This window comes from Goekera deserti (assembly GCF_010685995.1).
Taxonomy (GTDB): Bacteria; Actinomycetota; Actinomycetes; order Mycobacteriales; family Geodermatophilaceae; genus Goekera; species Goekera deserti.
Genome location: NZ_JAAGWK010000005.1, coordinates 254,678 through 275,695, shown reverse-complemented (window position 1 = coordinate 275,695; position 21,018 = coordinate 254,678). Strand labels below are relative to the sequence as shown.

The window sequence follows — 21,018 nt, the reverse complement described above, 5'->3', positions numbered from 1 at the left end:
TCAGCTCAGCGAGGCGGCGACCAGCGGAGTCATGGTGACGTCGGGGTTGTTCTGGGCGAAGCTGCCCATCGCCCAGCGGTCGGTCCAGAGCACCAGCAGGTCGCCGTTGGTGCGCTGCACGACCTCGGCACCGCGGGCCTTGGACAGCACGGGCGCGGACTCGGCGTCGGTCAGCCGGGCCAGCTTGTAGTCCAGGTGCTGCAGGGTGATCGCCGCGCCGAACTCGGTCTCCATGCGGTGCTGTGCCACTTCGAACTGCATCGGCCCGACCACGGCGAACACCGGTGCGCCGTCGCCGCGGCGGTCGGAGACCAGCACCTGCACCACGCCCTCGCTGTCCAGCTGGCCGATTCCGCGGCGGAACTGCTTGTACTTGCCGGTGTCGGCGATGCGGGCGACGGCGAAGTGCTCGGGCGCGAAGGAGTCCAGCGGTGGGAAGGTGACCGGGCGCGCGGAGTACAGCGACTCGCCGACCGACAGCGCCGAGGCGTTGACCAGCCCGACGACGTCGCCGGGGTAGGCGGTGTCGATGCTCTCCCGCTCGCGGCCGAACACCTGCTGGGCGTACTTGGTGGCGAACGGCTTGCCGCTGGCCGCGGCGGTGACCACCATGCCGCGCTCGAAGACCCCGGAGCAGACCCGGATGAAGGCCAGCCGGTCGCGGTGCGCGGTGTCCATGCCGGCCTGCACCTTGAAGACGAACGCGCTGAACGGCTCCTCCAGCGGGCGGGGCTCGCCCTTCTGGTCCGGCCGGGGCGTCGGGTGCGGGGCGTGCTCGACCAGCACGTCGAGCAGCATCCCGACGCCGAAGTTGCTCACCGCGGAGGCGAACAGCACCGGCGTGCTGATCCCGGCCAGGAACGTCGACTCGTCGTGCTGGGCGCCGGTGGCCTCCAGCAGCTCGCTCTCCTCGACCGCCGTCGTCCAGACGTCGCCCTCGCGGGCCAGCGCCGCCTCCGCGCTCAGCGTCTCCTCCGGGGCGACGGTCGCACCGCCCGCGGTGCGGGTGAAGCGGTGGTAGCTGCCGTCGGTGCGGTCGAGCACGCCGCGGAAGTCGCCGGCGATGCCCACCGGCCAGGTCAGCGGCGTGGGCGTGAGGCCGGTGCGGGTCTGCACCTCGTCCATCAGCTCCAGGGCGTCCAGGCCCGGCCGGTCCCACTTGTTGATCACGGTGATCACCGGGATGCCGCGGTGCTTGCAGACGGCGAAGAGCTTCATCGTCTGCGGTTCGAGGCCCTTGGCGGCGTCGATCAGCATGACCGCGGCGTCGACGGCGGTGAGCACCCGGTAGGTGTCCTCGGAGAAGTCGGCGTGCCCGGGGGTGTCCAGCAGGTTCACCACGGTGTCCCGGTAGGAGAACTGCAGTGCCGCCGACGTGATGGAGATGCCGCGGGCCTTCTCCATGTCCATCCAGTCCGACACCGTGCCCCGCCGGCCGGCCTTGCCGTGCACCGCTCCGGCCTGGCCGATCACCCGGGCGTGCAGGGCGAGGGCCTCGGTGAGGGTGGACTTGCCGGCGTCCGGGTGGCTGATCACCGCGAAGGTACGGCGGCGGGCCGCCTCGGCCAGCACCGTGGCGGTGGTGGCGGCGTCGGTGCTGGCGGCGTCTGGGTCGGTGGCGGTGCTCATCGAACCCATGGTCCCACCGACGGCTCCCATCCCATCCCGCCCGTGGTCTCATCGCCGTGCCGCCACTGCCCTGACGTGGCCGCCACCGTGCCGTCCCGGCGCCACAGTGCCGTCCCCGCGCTGCTGGGCTTCCACCACCCCGCCACGGTGCGATTCCCCTGCTGCGTTCTCACCGGCACGCCGCCGGCGTCCCGGTCAGGAGGTTCCCGTTCAGGAGAGTCCCGGTCAGAAGGGAGGTGGGTCGGCATCGAGGCCGGGTGGGCTCGGTCGGCCTACGAGCGTCGGGCGTGCCGCCAGCGCAACGGTCGTCGCACCGGCGGGTTGGGTGATCCGAGGCAGGTCGTCGTCGGTGCCGAACCGCGGCGGCTGCGTGGTGAGCTCCGTCCCGTCCGGCATCGACCAGACGAGAGTGCCGTGGCCGTCGAGTGCGCGCAGCCGCCACCCCGGAGCCTGGTGCACCAGTCGGTGATGGTGCCGGCACAGCGAGCACAGGTTGCTGCTCGACGTCGGCCCCGCGGGCCACGCCTCGATGTGGTGGCCGTCGCAGCTGACCGGACGTGCGCGGCACCCTGGGAAACGGCACCGCCGGTCACGCAGGTGGACGAATCGCTCCAGTGCGGCGTGCGGTCGGTAGCCGGGTGTCGGTGGGGGAGGCCTCGATCCCGGCTCGCCGACCGGCGGCGCGGCCACTGCCGCGGACGGGTCGCCGGCTACCGCCCGGGACGAGCCACCGGCGATCTGCCGGATCTCGGTCGCGTCGGTGAGGGCGAGGAGCTGCCCGCTCAGGCCGTCGACCACGGCGATCTCGGGTCGCGACGCCAGTGCGGTCCCCTCTGTCCGGCGGGTGCCGAGCAGTGCGCCCAGCGCGGTGACCGCCTCGGTGTCCAGGCGGCTCTCGACTGCGGGAGGCGCCGTGACCGCCCCGGTCTCCGGGTGGCTCTCGACTGCGGGGGCTGCCGTCACCGCCTCGGTCTCCGGGTGGCCCTCGGCTGCAGGGGGCGCCGTGTCGTCGACGATCGTGGCCGGCGTCGCGTCGGTGGGGACTGCGCTCGGCGCGGGTCTGCCCGGCTCCTGCTGGTCGTCCGTCGGGCGGGGCAGCAGGCCGAGTGCGTAGGCCAGCTCGCGCACCATGACGGCCGGGACGAGGTCACCGCTCACCTCGCCCGGTTCCGGTCCGCCCAGCAGCGTCTCGACGGCCGCGACGACGACCAGGCGGGCCTGGACGGGAGCCATCCCGTGCTGCCCTGGGCGCAGGACGAGGTCGACCAGGCAGTCGGCCATCCGCTGGTCCTTCGACCGGGTGTCACCCTCGACCCGGGAGGCGTCGGCGTACTGGCTCAGGGCGTCGTGGCAGGCGCGGGCCACGGGCGCAGGGAGCAGCGCGTACAGGGTCGACATGCCGTCTTCCCCGGCGTGCAGCCCGACCCGGCGATCGCGGATGGCGCGCTCCACCCGGTCGGCGAGCGCGTCCGGGTCGAGCCGCTGCACGAGCCGGCGGGCAGCGGCGCGCAGCTGGGCAGCCGTCTTGCCGCCCGCGCGGGCCAGCAGCCGTTCCTCGGCGACGGCCCGGACGCCGGCGTCGAGCGGTGCGAGCAGGTCGACCAGCACGGCGGCGTGCTGCTGGCTGATCCGGCCCTCCTCGAGTGCCGCCAGGGTCGCCGGCAGCTCCTCGACCAGGAGGACCGACTCCACCAGCAGCCGGGTGGCGGCGTCGCTGGTCAGTCGGAGTGCCGCGGACACCTCGTCGACGGCCCACTCGCTGACCGACAGCAGCGCCCGTGGGCGGGCCGCCCGGCTGGCGGCGGCTGCTGCACCGACCTCCTGGTCGGACCGGTCGGCGGACGACGGCCGACTGCGGGCGAACCCGGCCAGCGCCCGGGCACGCTCGGCGGCTGCCCGGTCGAGGGACCGCTGGGCCAGTCGAGCCTCCGTGAGCCGGGCCCCGCCGGCGTCGAGCTCCGCACGGAAGGCCGTCAGGCGGGCATCCCGCACCGCTGCGGAGGGCGACGTGCGCGCACCCACCTCTGCTGCGAGGCCCACCGACGGTCGGAACACCTGGTCGAGCCACTCTCGTAGGGCGTGCTCGACGAGCAACTGCCGGTAGGGCAGCCGCAGGACGTCGATGTCGAACACATGTTCGATCATACGGCCTCATCGACCGTCTGACCAGCCTCTTCGCAGTGCGTCAGGCACCTTCTCCTGCTTGCGGTCCGCTCGTGGTCCGTCACTCGGGCCGATCGATCAGGTGCCGGCTCGGTGTCCGTGGCCGGCGGCTGATCGGCGCTCCTCGCTGGCCTCTGCGGGTGCACGGGTCGATGCGACCACACCAGTGCCCGGTCGCGGCGGCTGGCGACCGTTGGCGAGCACGCTGTCAGCGTCAGGGTGTCAGGGGCCGGTCGAGGCAGGCGTCAACGGCGGACCTGTCGCCGCTGACGGTCAATCGCGGGTCGTCGAGGGTGGTGCGCCGCCAGAGCAGGAGCAGCAGCGCTTCCGCTGGACCGCTGACGGTGCCGACGGAGGCTGCGCCGTTGCCCACCGAGTGCGACGTCGCCATCTCCTGCGGCCGCAGGTGGACGGTGTCCTCGGTGGCCGAGGTGCGCCCGAGCCGCAGCTGGCGGGGCAGGAACATCCGGAGCACCTCGTCGATGCCGTCCAGTGCGACGGTGGGGTCGATGTGTGCGTCCCGACCGACGGCTCGTTCGGCGTCCCAGCGGTGCATCGTCGTCTCGTGCGCCTGCCGCCGCAGCCAGAAGCCCGCCGTTCGGTCTGCTCTGTCGAGGGTCCAGCAGGGTCGGCCAGGATCGACAGCGACCAGTGCGGTGAGCAGATCGTCGGCTTGTGTGCGGTACCAGGCGGCGACCGTCGCGTCCTCAGCCGGGCCCGGGGGTTCCGCGCCAGGCGGGGTGCCGGGCTCGTGCCCCACCGCGTCCCTTGCCCAGGCGTGCACCCCGCCGGTGTGCCGGCCCAGATCGGCCAGCGACCAGCCGGGGCAGCTGGGCACCGGCGCGGTCAGGTCACTGGTCGCGAGCAACGTCGCCAGGATGTTCGCTTCGGCGGCACACACGCTCAGCGGGTCGAGGGACACGCGCGCACGCTATCGGCGCCGAATCGGCTGCGACCGGATTCCACCGATGCGCCCCGGCAATCATGGACTCGCCATGCCAGATCCGTCGTCCCGGCGAGGGAGTTGGGCGGCGGCTCAGGACGCGCGGCCGGTGACGATCGCCCGCAGCTCCTCCATCGGCAGCTTCGGCCGGCGGTGCTCGTCGAGCAGGCCGTTGGCCTCCTGCCGGGTGTCGGTCAGCTGCGTGTAGCAGAACCCGGCCAGCACCTCCGAGGACCGCACCGCCGACAGCAGGTCGCGCAGCCGGCGGGCGAAGTCCTCGGCGTCGGTGGCCGTCGAGTAGCCCCAGGCGTCCTCCGGTGCGGCGCCGGGGCTGAAGCGCACCCCGCCGAACTCGGTGAGCACCAGCGGCTGGTCGCGGTCGGTCCCGCCGGGCAACCGGACCCGCCGCCCCGCCGCGCCGGGTCGCTCCAGGTGGTCGAACGCGCTGGCCGAGCCGTAGCGGCGCACCAGCTCGGCCCCGGTGTCGGCGTAGTCGTGCACGGTCCACAGGTCGGAGTCGGTGTGCTCCCAGCCGTCGTTGCTCACCACCGGCCGGCTGGGGTCCACCGCCCGGGTCAGCGCTGCCAGCGCGGTCACGTACGCCTGCTGCGCCGGGTCGACGGCGACGTCGTGCACGCCCCAGCTCTCGTTCACCGGCACCCAGGTGACGATGCACGGGTGTCCGGCGTCCCGGTGCAGGACGTCCAGCCACTCGGTGGTCAGCATCCGCACCGCGTCCGGGGTGAAGGCGAAGGCGTTCGCGGTCTCACCCCACACCAGCACGCCGAGCCGGTCGCACCAGAACAGGAAGCGCGGGTCCTCCACCTTCTGGTGCACCCGCACGGTGTTGAAGCCCAGCTCGCGCACCAGCTCCGCCTCCCGGCGCAGCGCGCCGGCGTCCGGGGCGGCCAGGTGCGACTGCGGCCAGTAGCCCTGCCCCAGCACCGCGCGCAGCGGGTACGGCAGGCCGTTGAGCAGGAACGCCCGCCCAGCCACGCCGACGCTGCGCAGCCCCAGGTAGCTGCCCACCTCGTCCAGCACGGTGTCCCCGTCGAGCAGCCGCACCTCGGCGTCGACCAGCCGCGGGTGCTCCGGTGACCACAGCAGCGACGGCCGGTCCTGCCCGTTGAGCAGGTCGGGGACGGCGATCACCGTGCTGGTGCGCCGGGCCGACACCCGCACCCGGTGCTCGGCCAGCACCCGCTCGCCGAGCTGCAGGCGCACCGCGACGGTCACCGGCCCGGGCGGGGTGTCCCGCAGTGTGATGCCCAGCTGCACGCGAGCGCCGGGCACGTCCGGCGTCCAGGCCAGGTGCTCGACGGCGACCGGCGGCACCACCTCGCACCACACCGGCTGCCAGATGCCGCTGGTGCGGTCGTACCAGATCTCGTGCGGCTGGTCCTGCCAGTCCTGCTTGCCCCGCGGCTGGGTCACGTCCCGCGGGTCGTCCACCGCCCGCACCACCAGCACGTGCTCGCCGTCGGTCAGCCGGTCGGTGACGTCGAAGGCGAACGGGGTCTGGCCGCCCTCGTGCGTGCCGAGCAGCTCGCCGTCCAGCCACACGTGTGCCGAGTGGTCGACCGCGCCCAGGTGCAGCACCACCCGGTGCCCGCGCTCGCGCACTGCCGCCCACCCGGCGACGTCGTCCAGGCGCAGGGCCCGGCGGTACCAGAGCACCGCGTGCGGGCCGGTGTCCCCGATGCCCGAGGCGGGCGACTCCGGCGGGAACGGCACCCGCACGTCCCGGTCGAACACCGACCGGTCGGCCAGGTCACCGGCCCGCTGCCAGCCCTCGTCCAGCCCGCGCCGGTCGTCGTCGTAGCCGAACTGCCAGGTGCCGGACAGGTCCGTCCACTCCTCCCGCAGCAGCTGCGGGCGGGGTCGGGTGCCGTCCTGCTCGGTGGCGCGTGGGGGCACGGTCGCTCCTGTTCTGCGAGGGGTCTCCGACCCGATCCTCCCGTGCCTGCCGCGTCGCGGCTCAGACGAAGGCGGAGTGCCCGGTGACGGCGCGGCCGACGATGAGCGTGTTGACCTCGCGGGTGCCCTCGTAGGAGTACAGCGCCTCCGCGTCGGCGACGAAGCGGCCCACGTGGTGCTCCAGCAGGATGCCGTTGCCGCCCATCAGCTCCCGGGCCCAGCCGACGGTCTCCCGCATCCGCACGGTGCTCACCGCCTTGGCCAGGCTGGCCTGCTCGTCGGTCATCCGGCCGGCGTCCTGCAGCTGGGAGAGTCGGGTGCACAGCGTCATCGACGACGTGATGTTGCCCAGCATCCGCACCAGCAGGTCCTGCACCAGCTGGAACGACGCGATCGGCCGGCCGAACTGCTCGCGCTGCTGGGCGTAGGACAGCGCGTGCTCGTAGGCGCCCCGGGCGCAGCCCACCGCCGACCACGCCACCCCGGCCCGCGTCGTCCGCAGCACGGCCGCGGTGTCCCGGAAGCTGTTCGCGCCCTGCAGCCGGTCGGCCTCGGGCACGCGGACGCCGTCCAGGGTGATCTCGGCGTTGAGCACCGACCGCAGCGCGATCTTGTCCTGGATGACCGTGGTGCTGAAGCCGGGCGCGTCCTTCTCCACGACGAACCCGAGCACCTTGTCGGTCTCCACGTCGCGGGCCCAGATCACCACGAGGTCGGCGAAGCTGGCGTTCCCGATCCACTTCTTCCGCCCGTCCAGCACCCAGCCGTCGCCGTCGCGGCGGGCGGTGGTGGTCATCTTGCGGGCGATGTCGGAGCCCGAGTCGGGCTCGGTCAGCCCGAAGGCGCCGATCAGCTCCATGGCCCGCATGGCGGGGAGCCAGCGCTGCTTCTGCTCCTCGGAGCCGCACAGCTGGACCGAGCCCATCGCCAGGCCGCTGTGCACGCCCATGAAGGTGGCGATCGAGGAGTCCCCGCGGGCCAGCTCCATGGCGATCATGCCGTCGAGCAGCGTGGAGCGGCCCGCCCCGTACGGCTCCGGGACGGCGATCCCGGCGATGCCCAGGTCGCGCAGCCCGGGCACCAGCTGGTGCGGGAACTCCGCGCGGGTCCAGTGGTCGTTGATGACCGGCTCGACCTCGTCGTCCATGAACGCGCGCACCCGCTTCAGCACGTCCTGGTCGGCCGGGTCGAGCGCGTCGGCGAGGTCGTAGAAGTCCGAGCTGACCGTCATGGTCGATCCTCCGCACGAGGGCCGGCGTCGCGTCGGGGCCCCAGTGCCCCGGGCCCCGGCCCGCACCTCCACTGTCCTCTCTCCCCGAGTGGCGTGCCGTGCCGGTGGGGCAGGTCACGCCCTGCCCCACCGGTCGCTCAGGAGGTGACGGCCGACGCGAGCACGTCGTCGATCTGGCCCATCGCGGCGCGCATGCCCTCGTCCATGCCCATGGCGACCATCTGCTCCATGGCCTCGGACGACGGGAAGGTCGTCCGGATCGCCATCGTCGTGCCGCCGCCGGCCTGCTCGGTCAGGGTCACCAGCATCGTCATCGACGGCAGGCCGTCCGTCGGCCGGCCCTGGTCGTCGGCGAAGCCGTCCTCCAGCTCGATCCGGTGCGGCGCGTCCACGGCGGTGAAGCGCCACCAGCCGTGGTGCCGGTCGCCCTCCGGGCCGGTCATCGAGTACGCGGCTCGGCCGCCGGGGGAGAGGTCGTGCTCGGTGAAGGAGGCCGGGTAGGTCGGCGGGCCCCACCAGCGCTCGAGCTGGCGGGGGTCGCTCCAGACCTGCCAGACCCGTTCGACGGGAGCGTCGAAGTGGGCGGTGATGGTCATGGTGCGGCTGTCGAGGTCCTTCTCGACGGAGTTCACGGTCACGGGGGGTCTCCTCCGGTCGGTTCGGCGAGCAGGTCGCCGATGCGGTCCATCCGCTGTCGCCACACCGTCTCCAGCTGGTCCAGCAGCCGGTGGGCCTCCTGCAGGGTGTCCGGGTCGCTGCACACGAGCTGCTGCCGCCCGTCCCGCCGTTTCCTGACCAGCCCGGCCCGCTCCAGCACCGCGACGTGCTTCTGCACGGCCGCGAAGCTCATCGGGAACCGGCGGGCCAGGTCGGACACCGAGTGCTCACCGGCCAGCCCCAGCGCGACGATCTCGCGTCGGGTCGGGTCGGCGAGCGCGTGGAAGACCCGGTCCGCGGTGGAGCCGCCGCCCTGATCTACAACCACAAGGTTGTACGTTAGCCGTGTCACCGTGCTCCTGTCCAGACACCGCATGGCCATCGGCGCGGCGGGGCACCCAGGAGGACGGCGCCCAGCCCGCGGCGCCCGGCACCACGACCGCGGAGGTCGCCATGACCCGGTCCATCGCCCACCAGACCATCGCCGAGCTGGGCGGGCCCGGCAGCGTGCTGGTGCGCCAGCGCAGGGACCACGCCGAGCTCGACCGGCTGATCCAGCGGCTGGACGGCGCGCAGGGCACCGACCAGGAGGAGGTGCTGATGCGCCTCGACCGCCTGGTGTTCAGCCACGCCTTCGCCGAGGAGGCGGTGCTGTGGCCGGTCGTGCGCCGCGTGCTGCCCGACGGTGAGGCCCTGACCCTGCGCATCGAGCAGGAGCACCAGGAGGTCAACGAGCTGGTCAGCGCCCTGGAGGAGGGTGGCCTCGACGACCCCGGCCGCCCGGCCCGGCTGGCCCGGCTGGTCGAGGTGCTGCGCGAGGACGTGCGCGACGAGGAGGACCTGCTCCTCCCGCAGCTGCAGGAGGCCGTCGGCGTCGCCGAGCTGCGGTCGCTGGGGCGGCGCTGGGCGCTGGTGAGCCGCATCGCCCCGACCCGGCCGCACCCCACCGTGTCCCGCCGTCCCCCCGGCAACGCGGCGTCGGCGCTGCCGCTGTCGCTGCTGGACCGCACCCGCGACCTGGTGGACACCCTCACCCGGCGGGCCCCGGCCCGGCTCGCACCGGTGGGCCGGGCGGTCAGCGCAGGCCTCGCCTCGGTGGCCGGGGTGGTCGAGCGGGTGCCCCTGGCCCGCAGGGGTGACCGGGAGCCCACGAGCCGCTGAGGCGCCACGGCCGTCGCACGGCGGCACCCGTCGGTCGCGCTGGGTACCGTTCGGGGCGGTCGTCGCCGGTGCAGCGGAGCGCGGGCGGACCGGACGAGGAGGTCACGTGACCCACGCCCTGACACTGGCGCCGGCACCGCGCTCGGACGCCGCCGAGCTGGTGCGCGCCGAGGTGCGCGAGTTCCTCGCCGCCGAGATCGCCGAGGGCACCTTCACCCCGCACGTCGACACCTGGCTGTCCGGGGTCGACCCGGCCTTCTCCCGCAAGCTGGGCGACCGCGGCTGGCTCGGCATGACCTGGCCCAAGGAGTACGGCGGGCACGAGCGCACCGCGATGGAGCGCTACGCCGTCACCGAGGAGCTGCTCGCCGCGGGCGCGCCGGTCGCCGCGCACTGGATCGCCGACCGGCAGTCCGGGCCGGCGCTGCTGCGCTACGGGACCGAGGAGCACCGCCAGGAGATCCTGCCCCGGATCGCCGCGGGCGAGTGCTTCTTCGTCATCGGCATGAGCGAGCCGGACAGCGGCTCCGACCTCGCCTCCATCCGCACCCGGGCCACTCGGGACGCGAACGGCGACTTCGTGGTCGACGGCGCCAAGGTGTGGACGTCGAACGCGCACCACAGCCACTACGCGATCACGCTGGTGCGCACCGGCCCGCCCGGCGACGGCCCGCGCGGCAAGCACCAGGGCCTCACCCAGCTGCTCGTCGACCTGTCGCTGCCGGGCATCACGATCAACCCGATCCGCATCCTGGACGGCGGCCACCACTTCAACGAGGTCGTGTTCGACGGCGTCGTCGTCCCGGCCGGGATGCTGCTGGGCGAGGAGGGCGCCGGCTGGCACCAGGTCACCGCCGAGCTCGCGTTCGAGCGCTCCGGTCCCGAGCGGTTCCTGTCCACGTTCCCGCTGCTCACCGAGCTGGCCCGCCGGGCCGCTGCGGGTCAGGATCGCGCGCAGTTGGCCGCCGTCGGCCGGCTCTCGGCCCGGCTGCTGGCCATCCGGCAGCTCTCGCTGCGCATCGCCGCTGCGCTGGACCGCGGCGAGCTGCCCGACATCCCGGCCGCCCTGGTCAAGGACATCGGGACGACGTTCGAGCGCGACGTGATCGACGAGGTGCGGCGGGTCGCGGAGGTGACGCCCTCACTGAGCTCACCGGACCCGCTGGGCCGTGCCCTGGCCGAGGCGCAACTGCACGCCCCGGGGTACACGCTGCGTGGCGGCACCAACGAGATCCTGCGCGGGATCGTGGCGCGCGGGCTGGGTCTGCGATGAGTGGGCACAGTCGGCTTCGTCCGGCGGACCGGGCACGTCCCGCAGGCTCCAGTGCCGGCGAATGCACTTCTTCGGGCTCAAGTCAGGGGGTGGGCGATCGTGAGTGACGACCAGGACCTGGTGCGCCAGACCGTCCGCGAGGTGCTCACCGCGCACCCGCCGGTCTCGCTGACCGCCGAGCTGACCTGGGACGAGGGGCTCTGGGCCGAGCTCGCCGCGGCCGGGCTCACCGGCGTCGGCCTGCCCGAGGAGGCCGGCGGTTCCGGCGGTGAGGTGGCCGACGCGGTCGCCGTCGTCGGCGAGCTGGCCCGGGGCGCCGGCGCGGTGCCGGTCGGTGAGCAGCTGCTCGTGGCCGGGCCCGCGGTGCTCGCCGCCGGGCTGCAGCTGCCCCCGCCGGACGAGCCACTGGTCGCCGCCGTCGACGGCGACCTCACTGCTGTGCCCGACGGCGACGGCTGGCTGCTGTCCGGCACCGCCGTCGACGTGCCGTGGGCCGGGGTCGCGCTGCACCTCGCGGTGCTGGCCCAGGGCCCGGACGGCCCGGTGCTCGCCCTGGTGCGCGCCCCCGCCCCGGCCTGGACGCACGCCAACCTGGCCGGCGAGCCGCGCGGCTCGGTCGCCTTCGACGGGCTGCGCGCGCCCGCCGCGCCCATCACCGTGGCCGCGGTGGCCGACCTGCGGGCCCGGGCGGCCCTGCTGCGGGCGGTGCAGCTGGCCGCGGCCCTGGAGCAGGTGCTGGCGCTGACCCTGCGCTACGCCGGCGAGCGGGAGCAGTTCGGCCGCCCGCTGGGGAAGTTCCAGGCCATCCAGATGTACCTCGCCGAGATGGCCGGTGAGGTCACGGCCGTGACCGCCGTCGTCGACGCCGCCGTCCAGGCGCTGGAGGCCGGTGAGCCGCTGGTGCCCGCCGCTGCGACCGCCAAGGTGCGCGCCGGTGCCGCGGTCGAGGTCGTCGCGGCGCTGGCCCACCAGGTGCACGGCGCGATCGGCTTCACCCAGGAGCACGCGCTGCACCACCTCACCCGGCGCTGCTGGGCGTGGCGGGACGAGGCGGGCTCGGAGCTCGCCTGGTCGGCCACGCTCGGGGAGCACCTGGTGGCCGGTGGCGCCGACGGGTTCTGGCCGGCCCTGACCCGCGTGGTCTGATCGCACCGACCGCACGTCGTCCACGAGAGGGGCGGGCATGTCCGCTGAGGTGCTGCTGGAGATCGACGCCGGGGTCGCCGTCGTCACGCTGAACGCCCCCGACCGGCGCAACGCGCTGACCCCCGCGATGGCCGCGGAGCTGATCGGGGTCTTCGACGAGGTCGACGCGCGCGCCGAGGTGGGGGCCGTCGTCGTCCGCGGGGTGGGGCGGTCGTTCTGCGCCGGCGGGGACGTGCAGACGCTGACCGACGCCGGGCGCGACCCGGCCGCCGGCGACGCCTACGCCGGCATGGGTCTGATCTACGACTCCTTCTACCGGCTCGGGCAGGTGAAGGCGCCGACGATCGCGGCGGTGCGCGGCTCGGCGGTGGGCGCCGGGATGAACATGCTGCTCGCCGCCGATCTGCGGATCGTGGCCACCGACGTCCGGCTGATCTGCGGCTTCCTCAAGCGCGGGCTGCACCCGGGCGGCGGGCACTTCGTGCTGCTGTCCCGGCTGGTCGGCCGGGAGGCAGCCGCGGCGATGGCGCTGTTCGGCGAGGAGGTCGACGGGCCCACCGCGGTCCGGCTGGGCCTGGCCTGGGAGACCGTCGACGACGCGGCCGTGGAGGACCGCGCCCTCGAGCTCGCCGGCCGGGTGGCCCGCGACCCCGAGCTCGCCCGGCTCGCGACGGCCAACTTCCGCAAGGAGACCGGCCCACCGCACGTCAGCTGGGAGATCGCCACCCAGTTCGAGCGGCCCAGCCAGATGTGGTCCATGCGCCGCTCGGCCGGGTGACAGCACGACGCCGGCCTCCCCGCGTGGGGGAGACCGGCGTCGTGTCGTACCGGTGGGTCAGGTGGTCTGCTTGCGCTTCGGGTCGTCGCGGGCGTCGAGCTGGATCTCCTCGCGGGCCCGCTCCACGCCGTTCTTCATCTCGATCGTGCGCTCGCGCTCGGAGTCGAGCTCGATGCCGATCAGCACGGCCAGGTTGGTGATCCACAGCCACACCAGGAAGACGATGACGCCGGCCAGCGCGCCGTAGGTCTTGTTGTAGCTGCCGAAGTTGGCCACGTAGAAGGCGAACAGGGCCGAGGCGATCACCCACACCAGCAGGGCCGCGGCAGCACCGACGGTGACGAACTTGAAGCCGCGCAGCCGCACGTTCGGGGCGGTGTAGTACAGGATCGCGATCATCAGCGCGACGATCACGATCATCACCGGCCACTTGGCGATGTCCCACACGGTCGTCACGGTGCTGGACAGGCCGAGGGCCTGGCCGATGGCGTCGGTGATCGGGCCGGTGGCCACCACCGACAGGGCGATGACGGCGATGAGCAACACGCCGATCAGCGTGACCAGCAGCTGGAGGGGCTTGAGCTTCCAGAACGGGCGGCCCTCCGGGGTCTCCCACACGACGTTGGCGGCGCGGGTGAAGGCGCCGACGTAGCCGGAGGCGGCCCAGAGCGCGCTGGCGATGCCGATGACGAGGCCGAAGCCGGCCGCGCTCTGGCTGCCGGCGATCTGCTGGATCGGGCCGGAGAAGGTGTCCGCCGCGGTCCCGGGTGCGATCGTGTTCAGCAGGGTGGTCAGGGCGTCGATGATCTGCTGCGGCTCGAAGACGAGCCCGACGATGGAGATCAGGGCGATGAGAGCCGGGAACATCGCCAGCACCAGGTAGTAGGTCAGCGCGGCGGCCTTGTCGGTCAGCTCGTCCTGGCTGATCTCCTTGACCAGCCGCTTGAGCGTGCCCATGGTGTTGGCCTTGCCCGGGGCGCCCTCCGGCGCGTAGTCCGAGCGGCCGGCGTCGGTGATCTTCTCGTCGCCGGGCACCTCGTCCCCGGCACTCCCGTCACGCGCGTCGGCGCGCTGGCCGGGCAGCCGGTCCATCAGGCCGTGGCCGTCCTCTCGGGCCTCGTTGCCGACGGCGCGGGCGCCCTTGCTGGTGGTCGTGCCGGCGCTCGCTGGCTGAGCGCCACGGGGTCGGGCCATCTGGTGCCTCCGGGTTGTCTCACGGCTGCAGGTACCGCGCTGCCGTGCACAGTGCCCACTTCCGGGCCCGCCCATGCTCGGAGGCGTCAGCGGATCCCGGAGACCGGCGACCACTCACCGGCGCCGGCCGTCGCGGCCTCGACGTCCGCGAGCTCGTCGGGCCGACGCCGGCCACCCCGCCGCCGGTCGGCGACCAGCCCCGCCACGGCCGCCACGGCGATGACCACGCAGCTGCCGGCCCCCAGCGCGGCGACCAGCGTGTAGGCCGACTCCCGGGGCAGCCCGGTGCCCGGGTCGACGCTGCCGGCGATCAGCGTGACGGTCAGCGCGCTGGACAGCGCGCTGCCCACCGAGCGGGTGATCGAGTTGACCCCGTTGGCGATGCCGGTCTCCTCCGGCCGCACCGCCTGGACGACGAGGGTCGGCAGCGCCGCGAACGCGACCACGGTGGCCAGCTGGGTGAGCACGCCGACCGCCACGACCTGCCAGCGCTGGTCGGGCAGCACCGCCAGCAGCAGGAAGCCCGCGAGCCCGCAGGCCGCGCCGCCGATCAGGACCAGCTGCCCGCCCAGCCGGGCCACCACCCGCCCGGCGACCGGCGCCAGCAGCACGCCCACCACACCGCCGGGCAGCAGGAACACCACCGCGGCCTCCAGCGTCGAGGCGCCGAAGCCGTACCCGGCGAGCGCGGGTGGGGCCTGCACGTACTGGGTGACCGCCAGGAAGGAGAGGAACAGGGTGAACCCGGTCATCAGGCCCACCACGTTGGGCACCAGCATCCGGCGGTCGGCGAGCAGGCCGGGGCGCACCAGCGGGTCGGCCGTGCGGCGCAGCAGCAGCACCCACCCGGCGAGCACCACGGCCGACCCGGCCAGGCAGCCCAGCGTCGTCGGCGACGTCCAGCCCCAGGTGTGGCCCTGCGACACCGGCAGGAGCAGCAGCACCAGCCCGGCCCCGAGGACGGCGGCGCCCAGCCAGTCCACCGACCCGGTCGCCGTCGGCGGGCGCCGGGGCAGCAGCCAGGCGGCCAGCGCCAGGGCCAGCACGCACACCACCAGGCCGAGCCAGAACGGCCGGTGGTAGTCGCCGCCGCCGGTGGTGAGCACCCCGCTGGCGACCAGGCCGATCACCCCGCCGACCGACAGCGTGCTGCTGACCACCGACATCGCCACCGACAGCCGTGCCGCCGGCAGCTCGCGGCGCAGGATGCTGATCGACAGCGGGAACAGCCCGTACGACGCGCCCTGCAGCACCCGGGCCACCAGCAGCAGCGGCAGGCTGGTGGTGAGCACGGCCAGCAGCGTGCCGGCCGTGATGACGGCCAGGATGCCCAGCACGACCGGACGCTCACCGCGCAGGTCGCCCAGCCGGCCCAGCACGGGGGTCAGCACCGCCGCGCCGAGCAGGTTGGCCGTCAGCACCCAGCCGGCCGCCCCGGCGCCGACGTCCAGCTGCTCGCCGATGGTGGGCAGGATCGGCACGACCAGGCTCTGCAGCAGCGACAGCGTCGTGATCGCCAGGGAGAGGGTGAGGACGAGCAGCGCGGGCCGCACGGGGGCAGACGGCACGGGTGTCCTCCACGGACGACGACGGGTCAGGTGGTCGGACGGCGCGTCCGGGGCAGTACCGCGGGCACCCGGGCCATCATGACCCCGCCGGCGCCGTGTGCCCACCGCAGCGGTGGGCGAGCGACGTCACACGCTGTTCACCTGATCCGTGCGACGTCGAGGGTTGAGGGCTCGCGGGACAGGGCAAGGTGGGCGGGACAGCGGCGAAGCTGGCGGCAGCCGGTGCACCACCCACGGACGGGGAGAACAGCGACGATGGTCTTGTGGCCGGCAGTGAGTCTGATCGGGTTCCTGGTGTTGACCGGGCTGGTCATCCTCCTGGGCACCCACTCGACGGCCCGGTACGAGCAGGAGCGGCAGGCGGCCTCGACCGGCCGGCCGCAGCGTGCACGCACCGTCGCCGGCGAGTCGATCGGCGCCACCGCCATCCTCTGACGGCGTCGTCGCCCGCCTGAGTCCCCGGCCCCGTTGCAGGGTCCCGCCGCGAGCTCGCGAGTGGTGGGGGGCAACGGGGTCCTTCCTCAGAACCAGCCGGTGTCCATCCGCAGCACGGTGGTGTCCAGCGACTCCAGCAGGGCCAGCTGCGGGCGGACCCGGGGCAGCTCCCAGCGCTGGAAGTACCGCGCGGCCTGCCGCTTGCCGTCGTAGAAGTCGCCGGTCGACCCCTCGGCGGCGAGCACCTGCTCCAGCCACAGCCACCCGACGACGACGTGCCCGGCCGCCTCCAGGTAGACGCTGGCGTTGGCCAGCGTGACGTCGACGTCGCCGGCGGACCACAGCGTGGCGGTGACCCGGACCAGGTCCGCGGTCAGCGCGTCGAGGTCCGCGGCGAGGTCGGCCCAGTCGGTGCCGGCGGCCCGGGTGGTGGTGGCCGCGATCGCCTCGGCCAGCACCCGCAGGCCTGCCCCACCGCCCATGACGACCTTGCGGCCCAGCAGGTCAAGGCCCTGGATGCCGTGGGTGCCCTCGTGGATGGGGTTGAGCCGGTTGTCCCGGTAGAACTGCTCCACCGGGAAGTCCCGGGTGTAGCCGTAGCCCCCGTGCACCTGGATGGCGTGGTCGTTGGCGACCAGCCCCCACTGGGAGGGCCAGCTCTTCGCGATCGGGGTCAGCACCTCCAGCAGCGTGTGTGCGCGCTCCCGGTCGGCCGCGTCCTCCGCGGTCTGCTCCTCGTCGACCAGCCTGGCGCAGTACAGCCCCAGCGCCAGCCCGCCCTCGACGTAGCTCTTGCTGGCCAGCAGCATCCGGCGCACGTCGGCGTGCTCGATGATCGCCACCGGCGCCGCCGCGGGGTCCTTGCCGGTCACCGGGCGGCCCTGGGTGCGGGTGCGGGCGTAGTCCAGCGCGTGCAGGTAGCCGGTGTAGCCCAGCGCCGTCGCGCCCAGCCCGACGCCGATCCGGGCCTCGTTCATCATGTGGAACATGTAGGTGAGCCCGCGGTGCTGCTCGCCCACCAGGTACCCGACGGCGCCCGGGCGGCCACCGGGGGTGTGCACGCCCTCGCCGAAGGCCAGCAGCGTGTTCGTCGTGCCGCGGTAGCCCATCTTGTGGTTCAGCCCGGCCAGCACGACGTCGTTGCGCTCGCCGATCGAGCCGTCGTCGGCGACCAGGTGCTTGGGCACGATGAACAGCGAGATGCCCTTCACCCCGGCCGGCCCGCCGGGCACCTTCGCCAGCACCAGGTGCACGATGTTCTCGCTCAGCTCGTGGTCCCCGCCGGAGATCCACATCTTGGTGCCGGTCAGCCGGTACGTGCCGTCGTCCTGGAGCTCGGCCCGGGTGGTGATGTCGGCCAGCGAGGAGCCGGCCTGCGGCTCGGACAGCGCCATCGTGCCGAACCAGCGGCCCTCGGCCATCGGCGGCACGTAGGTCTGCACCTGCTCGGGGCTGGCATGCGCGACCAGCAGGTGCGCGTTGGCCATGGTCAGGAACGGGTACGCGGAGCTGCCGATGTTCGCCGCCTGGAACCAGGTGGTGACCGCCTTGGCGACGACCTGGGGCAGCTGCATGCCGCCCAGCTCCTCGTCCAGCGTGCCGGCGGCCAGCCCGGCGTCGGCGAAGACCCGCAGGGCCGCGGCGACCTCGGGCACCAGCTGCACCCGGCCGTCCACGACGTGCGGCTCGTGCTCGTCGGCGGTGCGGTTGTGCGGGGCGAAGTGCTCGACGGCGATCCGGGACGCCAGGTCGATCACGGCGTCGATCGTCTCCCGCGAGTGCTCGGCGAACCGGGGCCGCTTGGCGAGGGTCTCGACCTCGAGCCACTCGTGCAGCAGGAAGTCCAGGTCACGGCGGGAGAGCACCAGGGAGGCGCGCATGTCATCTCCAGGTCTGTGGGCGGGGCCGCGCGGCGGCAGGTCGTGGCCCACGGGTGGGTGGTGGTCTCGCCGAGGGTCCTGAGCCGTCGTCGCCGAGGCTATGCCCTCCCACGATCGTCCCCCTCGCGAACCTGGTCGCGGGCGTCCTGCCGACCGAGGGGAGGGCGCTGGTGGTGCACCCCGGGCCTCCGCCGTCCCGCCTGCCACTGGACGTCGACGGCTGCACGTCGATCGACGACCTGAACGGCCACGACGTCGGCGGCACGGTGCTGCGCGAGCTGGCGGCCCGGCTGGCGCACCGCACCCGGCTGGACCGCGGTCCGGCGTGCACCCGCTACCGGACCGCCGACGTGGACGGCGGGCCGGCCGGGACGTGACGGACCTCGGGCCCGGTCCCCGCGGTGCGGGAGCCGGGCCCGAGGTGGGTCCTGCTGTGCGAGGTCAGTCGCGCGGGCGGCCGGCACCCTGCGGCAGGTGGTCGGCCGGCAGGCTCTGCAGCCCGGTCGGCTGGTCCTCGCTGACGGCCTCGTGGCGACCGGTCGGGTGCTCGTCGGTCGCCTCGTGGCGCCCGGCGCGCGGCAGGTCGCGGTCCGGCCCGGCGTCCGCGGTGGCCGCGCCGGCGGTCGGGGTGACCACGGAGGTCGGCGCGGCCGCGCCGGCCGCCTCGGCGGACTCGCCGTCCGGGGCGACCTGGCCCTGGATGCCGGACGTCGTCCGGAGGGCCAGCTGCGGCAGGAAGACCAGCACGATGAAGCCGAGGGCCACGACGCCGGCGGCGATCAGCATGACCAGGTCGATCGAGCTGGAGAACGAGTCCTTGAACGGCGCCGCGAGGACGGCGTCGATCCGCTGGAACAGCGAGGTGTCCGAGAGGTCCCCGCCGCCGGCGGTGGCGTTCTGCAGCTCCCGCGCCTGGTCGGGGTTCGCGGCCAGCGCCTGCTGGAAGGCCGGCGTGCCCTGCGCCGCGGCGTAGGCCGCGGGCACCTTGTCCGACAGCGCGGAGAACAGCACGGAGAGGAACGCCGCGGTGCCGAGCGTCCCGCCCATCTGGCGGAAGAACGTGACCGAGGACGTGGCCACGCCGATCTCCGTCGGGCGGACGGCGTTCTGCACGGCCAGGATGATCGGCTGGAAGTTGAAGCCCAGGCCGACACCCAGCATCACCATCAGCGGCGCCAGCGCCCACACCGAGGTGTCCGCGTCGATGATCTGCGACAGGCTGACCAGCGAGATCACCATCAGGGCCACGCCGACCAGCGGGAAGTACTTGTACTTGCCGGTGCGGGAGATGGTCTGCCCGGCGGTGATCGAGCCGAGCATGATGCCGCCGACCAGCGGGATCATCTGCAGCCCGGCCACCGTGGGGCTGGAGCCGTGCACGATCTGCAGGTACTGCGGCAGCAGCAGGATGCCGCCGAACATGCCGGCGCCGAGCACGATCGAGGAGAGCGCGCTGACGGTGAAGGTGCGGTTCCTGAACATCCGGATCGGCAGCAGGGCGTCGTCGCCGTAGGACCGCTCGGCGAGGAAGAACCAGGCGAAGCCGACGGCGCCGACGACGTAGCAGACCAGCGACTTCGGGTCCGTCCAGCCCCAGGTGCGGCCCTGCTCGGCCACGATCAGCAGCGGCACGAGGAACACGATGAGGCCGAGGGCACCGGGCCAGTCGATCTTGTGGTCGTTGCGGCGGTGCGGCAGGTGCAGGTTCCGGGCGACGACGAAGAGCGCCAGGGCGCCGAGCGGCACGTTGACCCAGAAGATCCAGCGCCAGCCGTCCAGGCCGAGGATCTGGTCCTGGCCGGCGAGGAACCCGCCGATGACCGGGCCCAGCACGCTGGAGGTGCCGAAGACGGCCATGAAGTAGCCCTGGTACTTGGCGCGCTGCCGGGGCGGGACGATGTCGGCGATGATCGTCAGCGCCAGCGACATCAGGCCACCGGCGCCGATGCCCTGCAGGGCACGCCACCCGGCCAGCTCGTACATCGACGTCGAGATGCCGCAGAGCAGCGACCCGAGCACGAAGACGCTGATCGCGAAGAGGAAGAACGGCCGGCGGCCGTACATGTCCGACAGCTTGCCGTAGAGCGGCGTGGAGATCGTCGAGGTGATGAGGAAGGCCGTGGTCGCCCAGGCCTGCAGGTCGTAGCCCTGCAGGTCGTCGGCGATCGTGCGGATCGCGGTGGAGACGACGGTCTGGTCCAGCGCGGCGAGGAACATGCCGAGCAGCAGGCCGACCAGGATGGTCATGATCTGCCGGTGGCTGAACTGCCCGGTCTCGTCCGGGACGGCGGCGGCGGCGCGCGCCTCGGCGGCGCCGGCCCGGTCGGTGGTCTGTGTCATCGGTTCTTCTCGGCCGTCTGTGCGGGGCCGCCGGAGGCGGCCGGGGTGGGCAGCTGGTCGGACAGGTCGTCGACGAACCTGTTCATGAGCTCGGTGAAGTGGGTGACGTCCTCGGTCGGCCAGGAGGCCGTGACCCGCGCGATGAAGGCCTCCCGCTCCCGGGTGATCTCGGCGAGCAGCGCCTCGCCCTCGGGCGTGGTGGTCAGCCGGCTGGCCCGGCCGTCCTGGGCGTCGGGCACCCGGCGCACGAGGCCCTTGTCGACCAGCAGGCTCACGTGCCGGCTGACCGTCGAGGGGTCGGAGTGCACCAGCTCGGCGAGCGTGCCCTGCCGGAGCGGGCCGGACTGGGCGAGCGGGAAGAGCAGGTTGTGGGCGGCGCGCTCGCGGGCGACCTCGGGGGCCGCGCTGCCGCCGAGCTGTGCCTTGACCGCGTGCATGACCCGCAGGAGGCGGGTCAGTGGGCGGTAGAGGGACTCGGTACCGGCCGGTCGGTCGAGCAGGTCGCCGGGCGTGCCGGCGGGTTGCTGAGGTGTGGGCATGAGGGCTCCGGGCGCAGGTCGTTCACGAGGACGGTTGCACATTACAAGCCTGTGCGCGCTACATGCAACTACTTGCGTGTCGCATGCACCACACGCCGCACGCGTGGCGCACGCCCGTCGGTTCCGGGGTGGGACCCTGGGGACCCACCCCGGAGAGGACAGGC

General features: G+C 73.7%; 18 protein-coding genes. 6 read left to right on the top strand and 12 right to left on the bottom strand.

The window, feature by feature from the left end:
- The 7 genes from G1H19_RS02840 to G1H19_RS02810 all read right to left on the bottom strand — a co-directional run bounded on the left by G1H19_RS02840 (nucleotide 1) and on the right by G1H19_RS02810 (nucleotide 8,892).
- Nucleotides 1-1,629: a peptide chain release factor 3 gene (locus tag G1H19_RS02840; RefSeq protein ID WP_152730169.1), complete on the bottom strand. Its 1,629-nt coding sequence runs from the start codon at nucleotides 1,627-1,629 to the stop codon at nucleotides 1-3.
- 225 nt (nucleotides 1,630-1,854) lie between these two features.
- Nucleotides 1,855-3,774 (bottom strand): HNH endonuclease signature motif containing protein, encoded by a 1,920-nt coding sequence (locus G1H19_RS02835; protein WP_152730168.1) that lies wholly within the window; start codon nucleotides 3,772-3,774, stop codon nucleotides 1,855-1,857.
- 232 nt (nucleotides 3,775-4,006) lie between these two features.
- Nucleotides 4,007-4,714 (bottom strand): maleylpyruvate isomerase family mycothiol-dependent enzyme, encoded by a 708-nt coding sequence (locus G1H19_RS02830; RefSeq protein WP_152730167.1) that lies wholly within the window; start codon nucleotides 4,712-4,714, stop codon nucleotides 4,007-4,009.
- Nucleotides 4,715-4,828: 114 nt separating this feature from the next.
- Nucleotides 4,829-6,652 carry a glycoside hydrolase family 2 protein gene (locus G1H19_RS02825; protein WP_162393155.1) on the bottom strand — a complete coding sequence of 608 codons (1,824 nt, stop codon included), beginning with the start codon at nucleotides 6,650-6,652 and terminating at the stop codon, nucleotides 4,829-4,831.
- 61 nt (nucleotides 6,653-6,713) lie between these two features.
- The gene (locus G1H19_RS02820; RefSeq protein WP_152730166.1) at nucleotides 6,714-7,883 is read right to left on the bottom strand and encodes an acyl-CoA dehydrogenase family protein; all 1,170 of its coding nucleotides are present in this window, start codon (nucleotides 7,881-7,883) and stop codon (nucleotides 6,714-6,716) included.
- A 137-nt stretch (nucleotides 7,884-8,020) separates the two neighbouring features.
- Nucleotides 8,021-8,521 (bottom strand): SRPBCC family protein, encoded by a 501-nt coding sequence (locus G1H19_RS02815; RefSeq protein ID WP_162393154.1) that lies wholly within the window; start codon nucleotides 8,519-8,521, stop codon nucleotides 8,021-8,023.
- Entirely contained in the window at nucleotides 8,518-8,892 is a 375-nt protein-coding gene (locus G1H19_RS02810; protein ID WP_202925938.1) for an ArsR/SmtB family transcription factor, read from the bottom strand. Before G1H19_RS02810 ends, G1H19_RS02815 begins: the two co-directional genes overlap by 4 nt.
- 101 nt (nucleotides 8,893-8,993) lie before the next feature.
- Between G1H19_RS02810 and G1H19_RS02805 the strand changes: the two genes are divergently transcribed.
- The 4 genes from G1H19_RS02805 (at nucleotide 8,994) to G1H19_RS02790 (ending at nucleotide 12,898) form a co-directional block, all read left to right on the top strand.
- Complete coding sequence (locus G1H19_RS02805; protein ID WP_152730165.1) at nucleotides 8,994-9,701, top strand: hemerythrin domain-containing protein; 708 nt, start codon at nucleotides 8,994-8,996, stop codon at nucleotides 9,699-9,701.
- 106 nt (nucleotides 9,702-9,807) lie between these two features.
- Nucleotides 9,808-10,974, top strand: a complete 1,167-nt coding sequence (locus G1H19_RS02800) for an acyl-CoA dehydrogenase family protein (protein ID WP_162393153.1) — start codon at nucleotides 9,808-9,810, stop codon at nucleotides 10,972-10,974.
- A gap of 99 nt (nucleotides 10,975-11,073) precedes the next feature.
- Nucleotides 11,074-12,120, top strand: a complete 1,047-nt coding sequence (locus G1H19_RS24325; RefSeq protein ID WP_235928175.1) for an acyl-CoA dehydrogenase family protein — start codon at nucleotides 11,074-11,076, stop codon at nucleotides 12,118-12,120.
- 37 nt (nucleotides 12,121-12,157) lie between these two features.
- On the top strand, nucleotides 12,158-12,898 hold the full coding sequence (locus G1H19_RS02790; RefSeq protein ID WP_152730164.1) for an enoyl-CoA hydratase-related protein: 741 nt from the start codon (nucleotides 12,158-12,160) through the stop codon (nucleotides 12,896-12,898).
- Nucleotides 12,899-12,955: 57 nt separating this feature from the next.
- Here the strand turns inward: G1H19_RS02790 and G1H19_RS02785 are convergent, their stop codons facing one another.
- Nucleotides 12,956-14,092, bottom strand: coding sequence for a YihY/virulence factor BrkB family protein (locus tag G1H19_RS02785; RefSeq protein WP_235909807.1), 1,137 nt, complete (start codon nucleotides 14,090-14,092; stop codon nucleotides 12,956-12,958).
- An 86-nt stretch (nucleotides 14,093-14,178) separates the two neighbouring features.
- Entirely contained in the window at nucleotides 14,179-15,660 is a 1,482-nt protein-coding gene (locus G1H19_RS02780; protein ID WP_202925937.1) for an MFS transporter, read from the bottom strand.
- 273 nt (nucleotides 15,661-15,933) lie between these two features.
- Here G1H19_RS02780 and G1H19_RS02775 point away from each other — a divergent pair, with 273 nt between their 5' ends.
- The gene (locus G1H19_RS02775) at nucleotides 15,934-16,095 is read left to right on the top strand and encodes a hypothetical protein (protein WP_235928174.1); all 162 of its coding nucleotides are present in this window, start codon (nucleotides 15,934-15,936) and stop codon (nucleotides 16,093-16,095) included.
- An 86-nt stretch (nucleotides 16,096-16,181) separates the two neighbouring features.
- On the opposite strand, the gene G1H19_RS02770 is transcribed toward G1H19_RS02775, so the two are convergent.
- On the bottom strand, nucleotides 16,182-17,975 hold the full coding sequence (locus G1H19_RS02770) for an acyl-CoA dehydrogenase (protein ID WP_152730162.1): 1,794 nt from the start codon (nucleotides 17,973-17,975) through the stop codon (nucleotides 16,182-16,184).
- 170 nt (nucleotides 17,976-18,145) lie between these two features.
- On the opposite strand from G1H19_RS02770, the gene G1H19_RS02765 reads away from it, so the two are divergent.
- Nucleotides 18,146-18,352, top strand: coding sequence for a hypothetical protein (locus tag G1H19_RS02765; RefSeq protein WP_152730161.1), 207 nt, complete (start codon nucleotides 18,146-18,148; stop codon nucleotides 18,350-18,352).
- Between the two features lie 64 nt (nucleotides 18,353-18,416).
- Here the strand turns inward: G1H19_RS02765 and G1H19_RS02760 are convergent, their stop codons facing one another.
- Nucleotides 18,417-20,315, bottom strand: a complete 1,899-nt coding sequence (locus tag G1H19_RS02760; RefSeq protein ID WP_152730160.1) for an MDR family MFS transporter — start codon at nucleotides 20,313-20,315, stop codon at nucleotides 18,417-18,419.
- Nucleotides 20,312-20,854: a MarR family winged helix-turn-helix transcriptional regulator gene (locus G1H19_RS02755; protein WP_152730159.1), complete on the bottom strand. Its 543-nt coding sequence runs from the start codon at nucleotides 20,852-20,854 to the stop codon at nucleotides 20,312-20,314. Before G1H19_RS02755 ends, G1H19_RS02760 begins: the two co-directional genes overlap by 4 nt.
- Nucleotides 20,855-21,018: the final 164 nt, after the last annotated feature.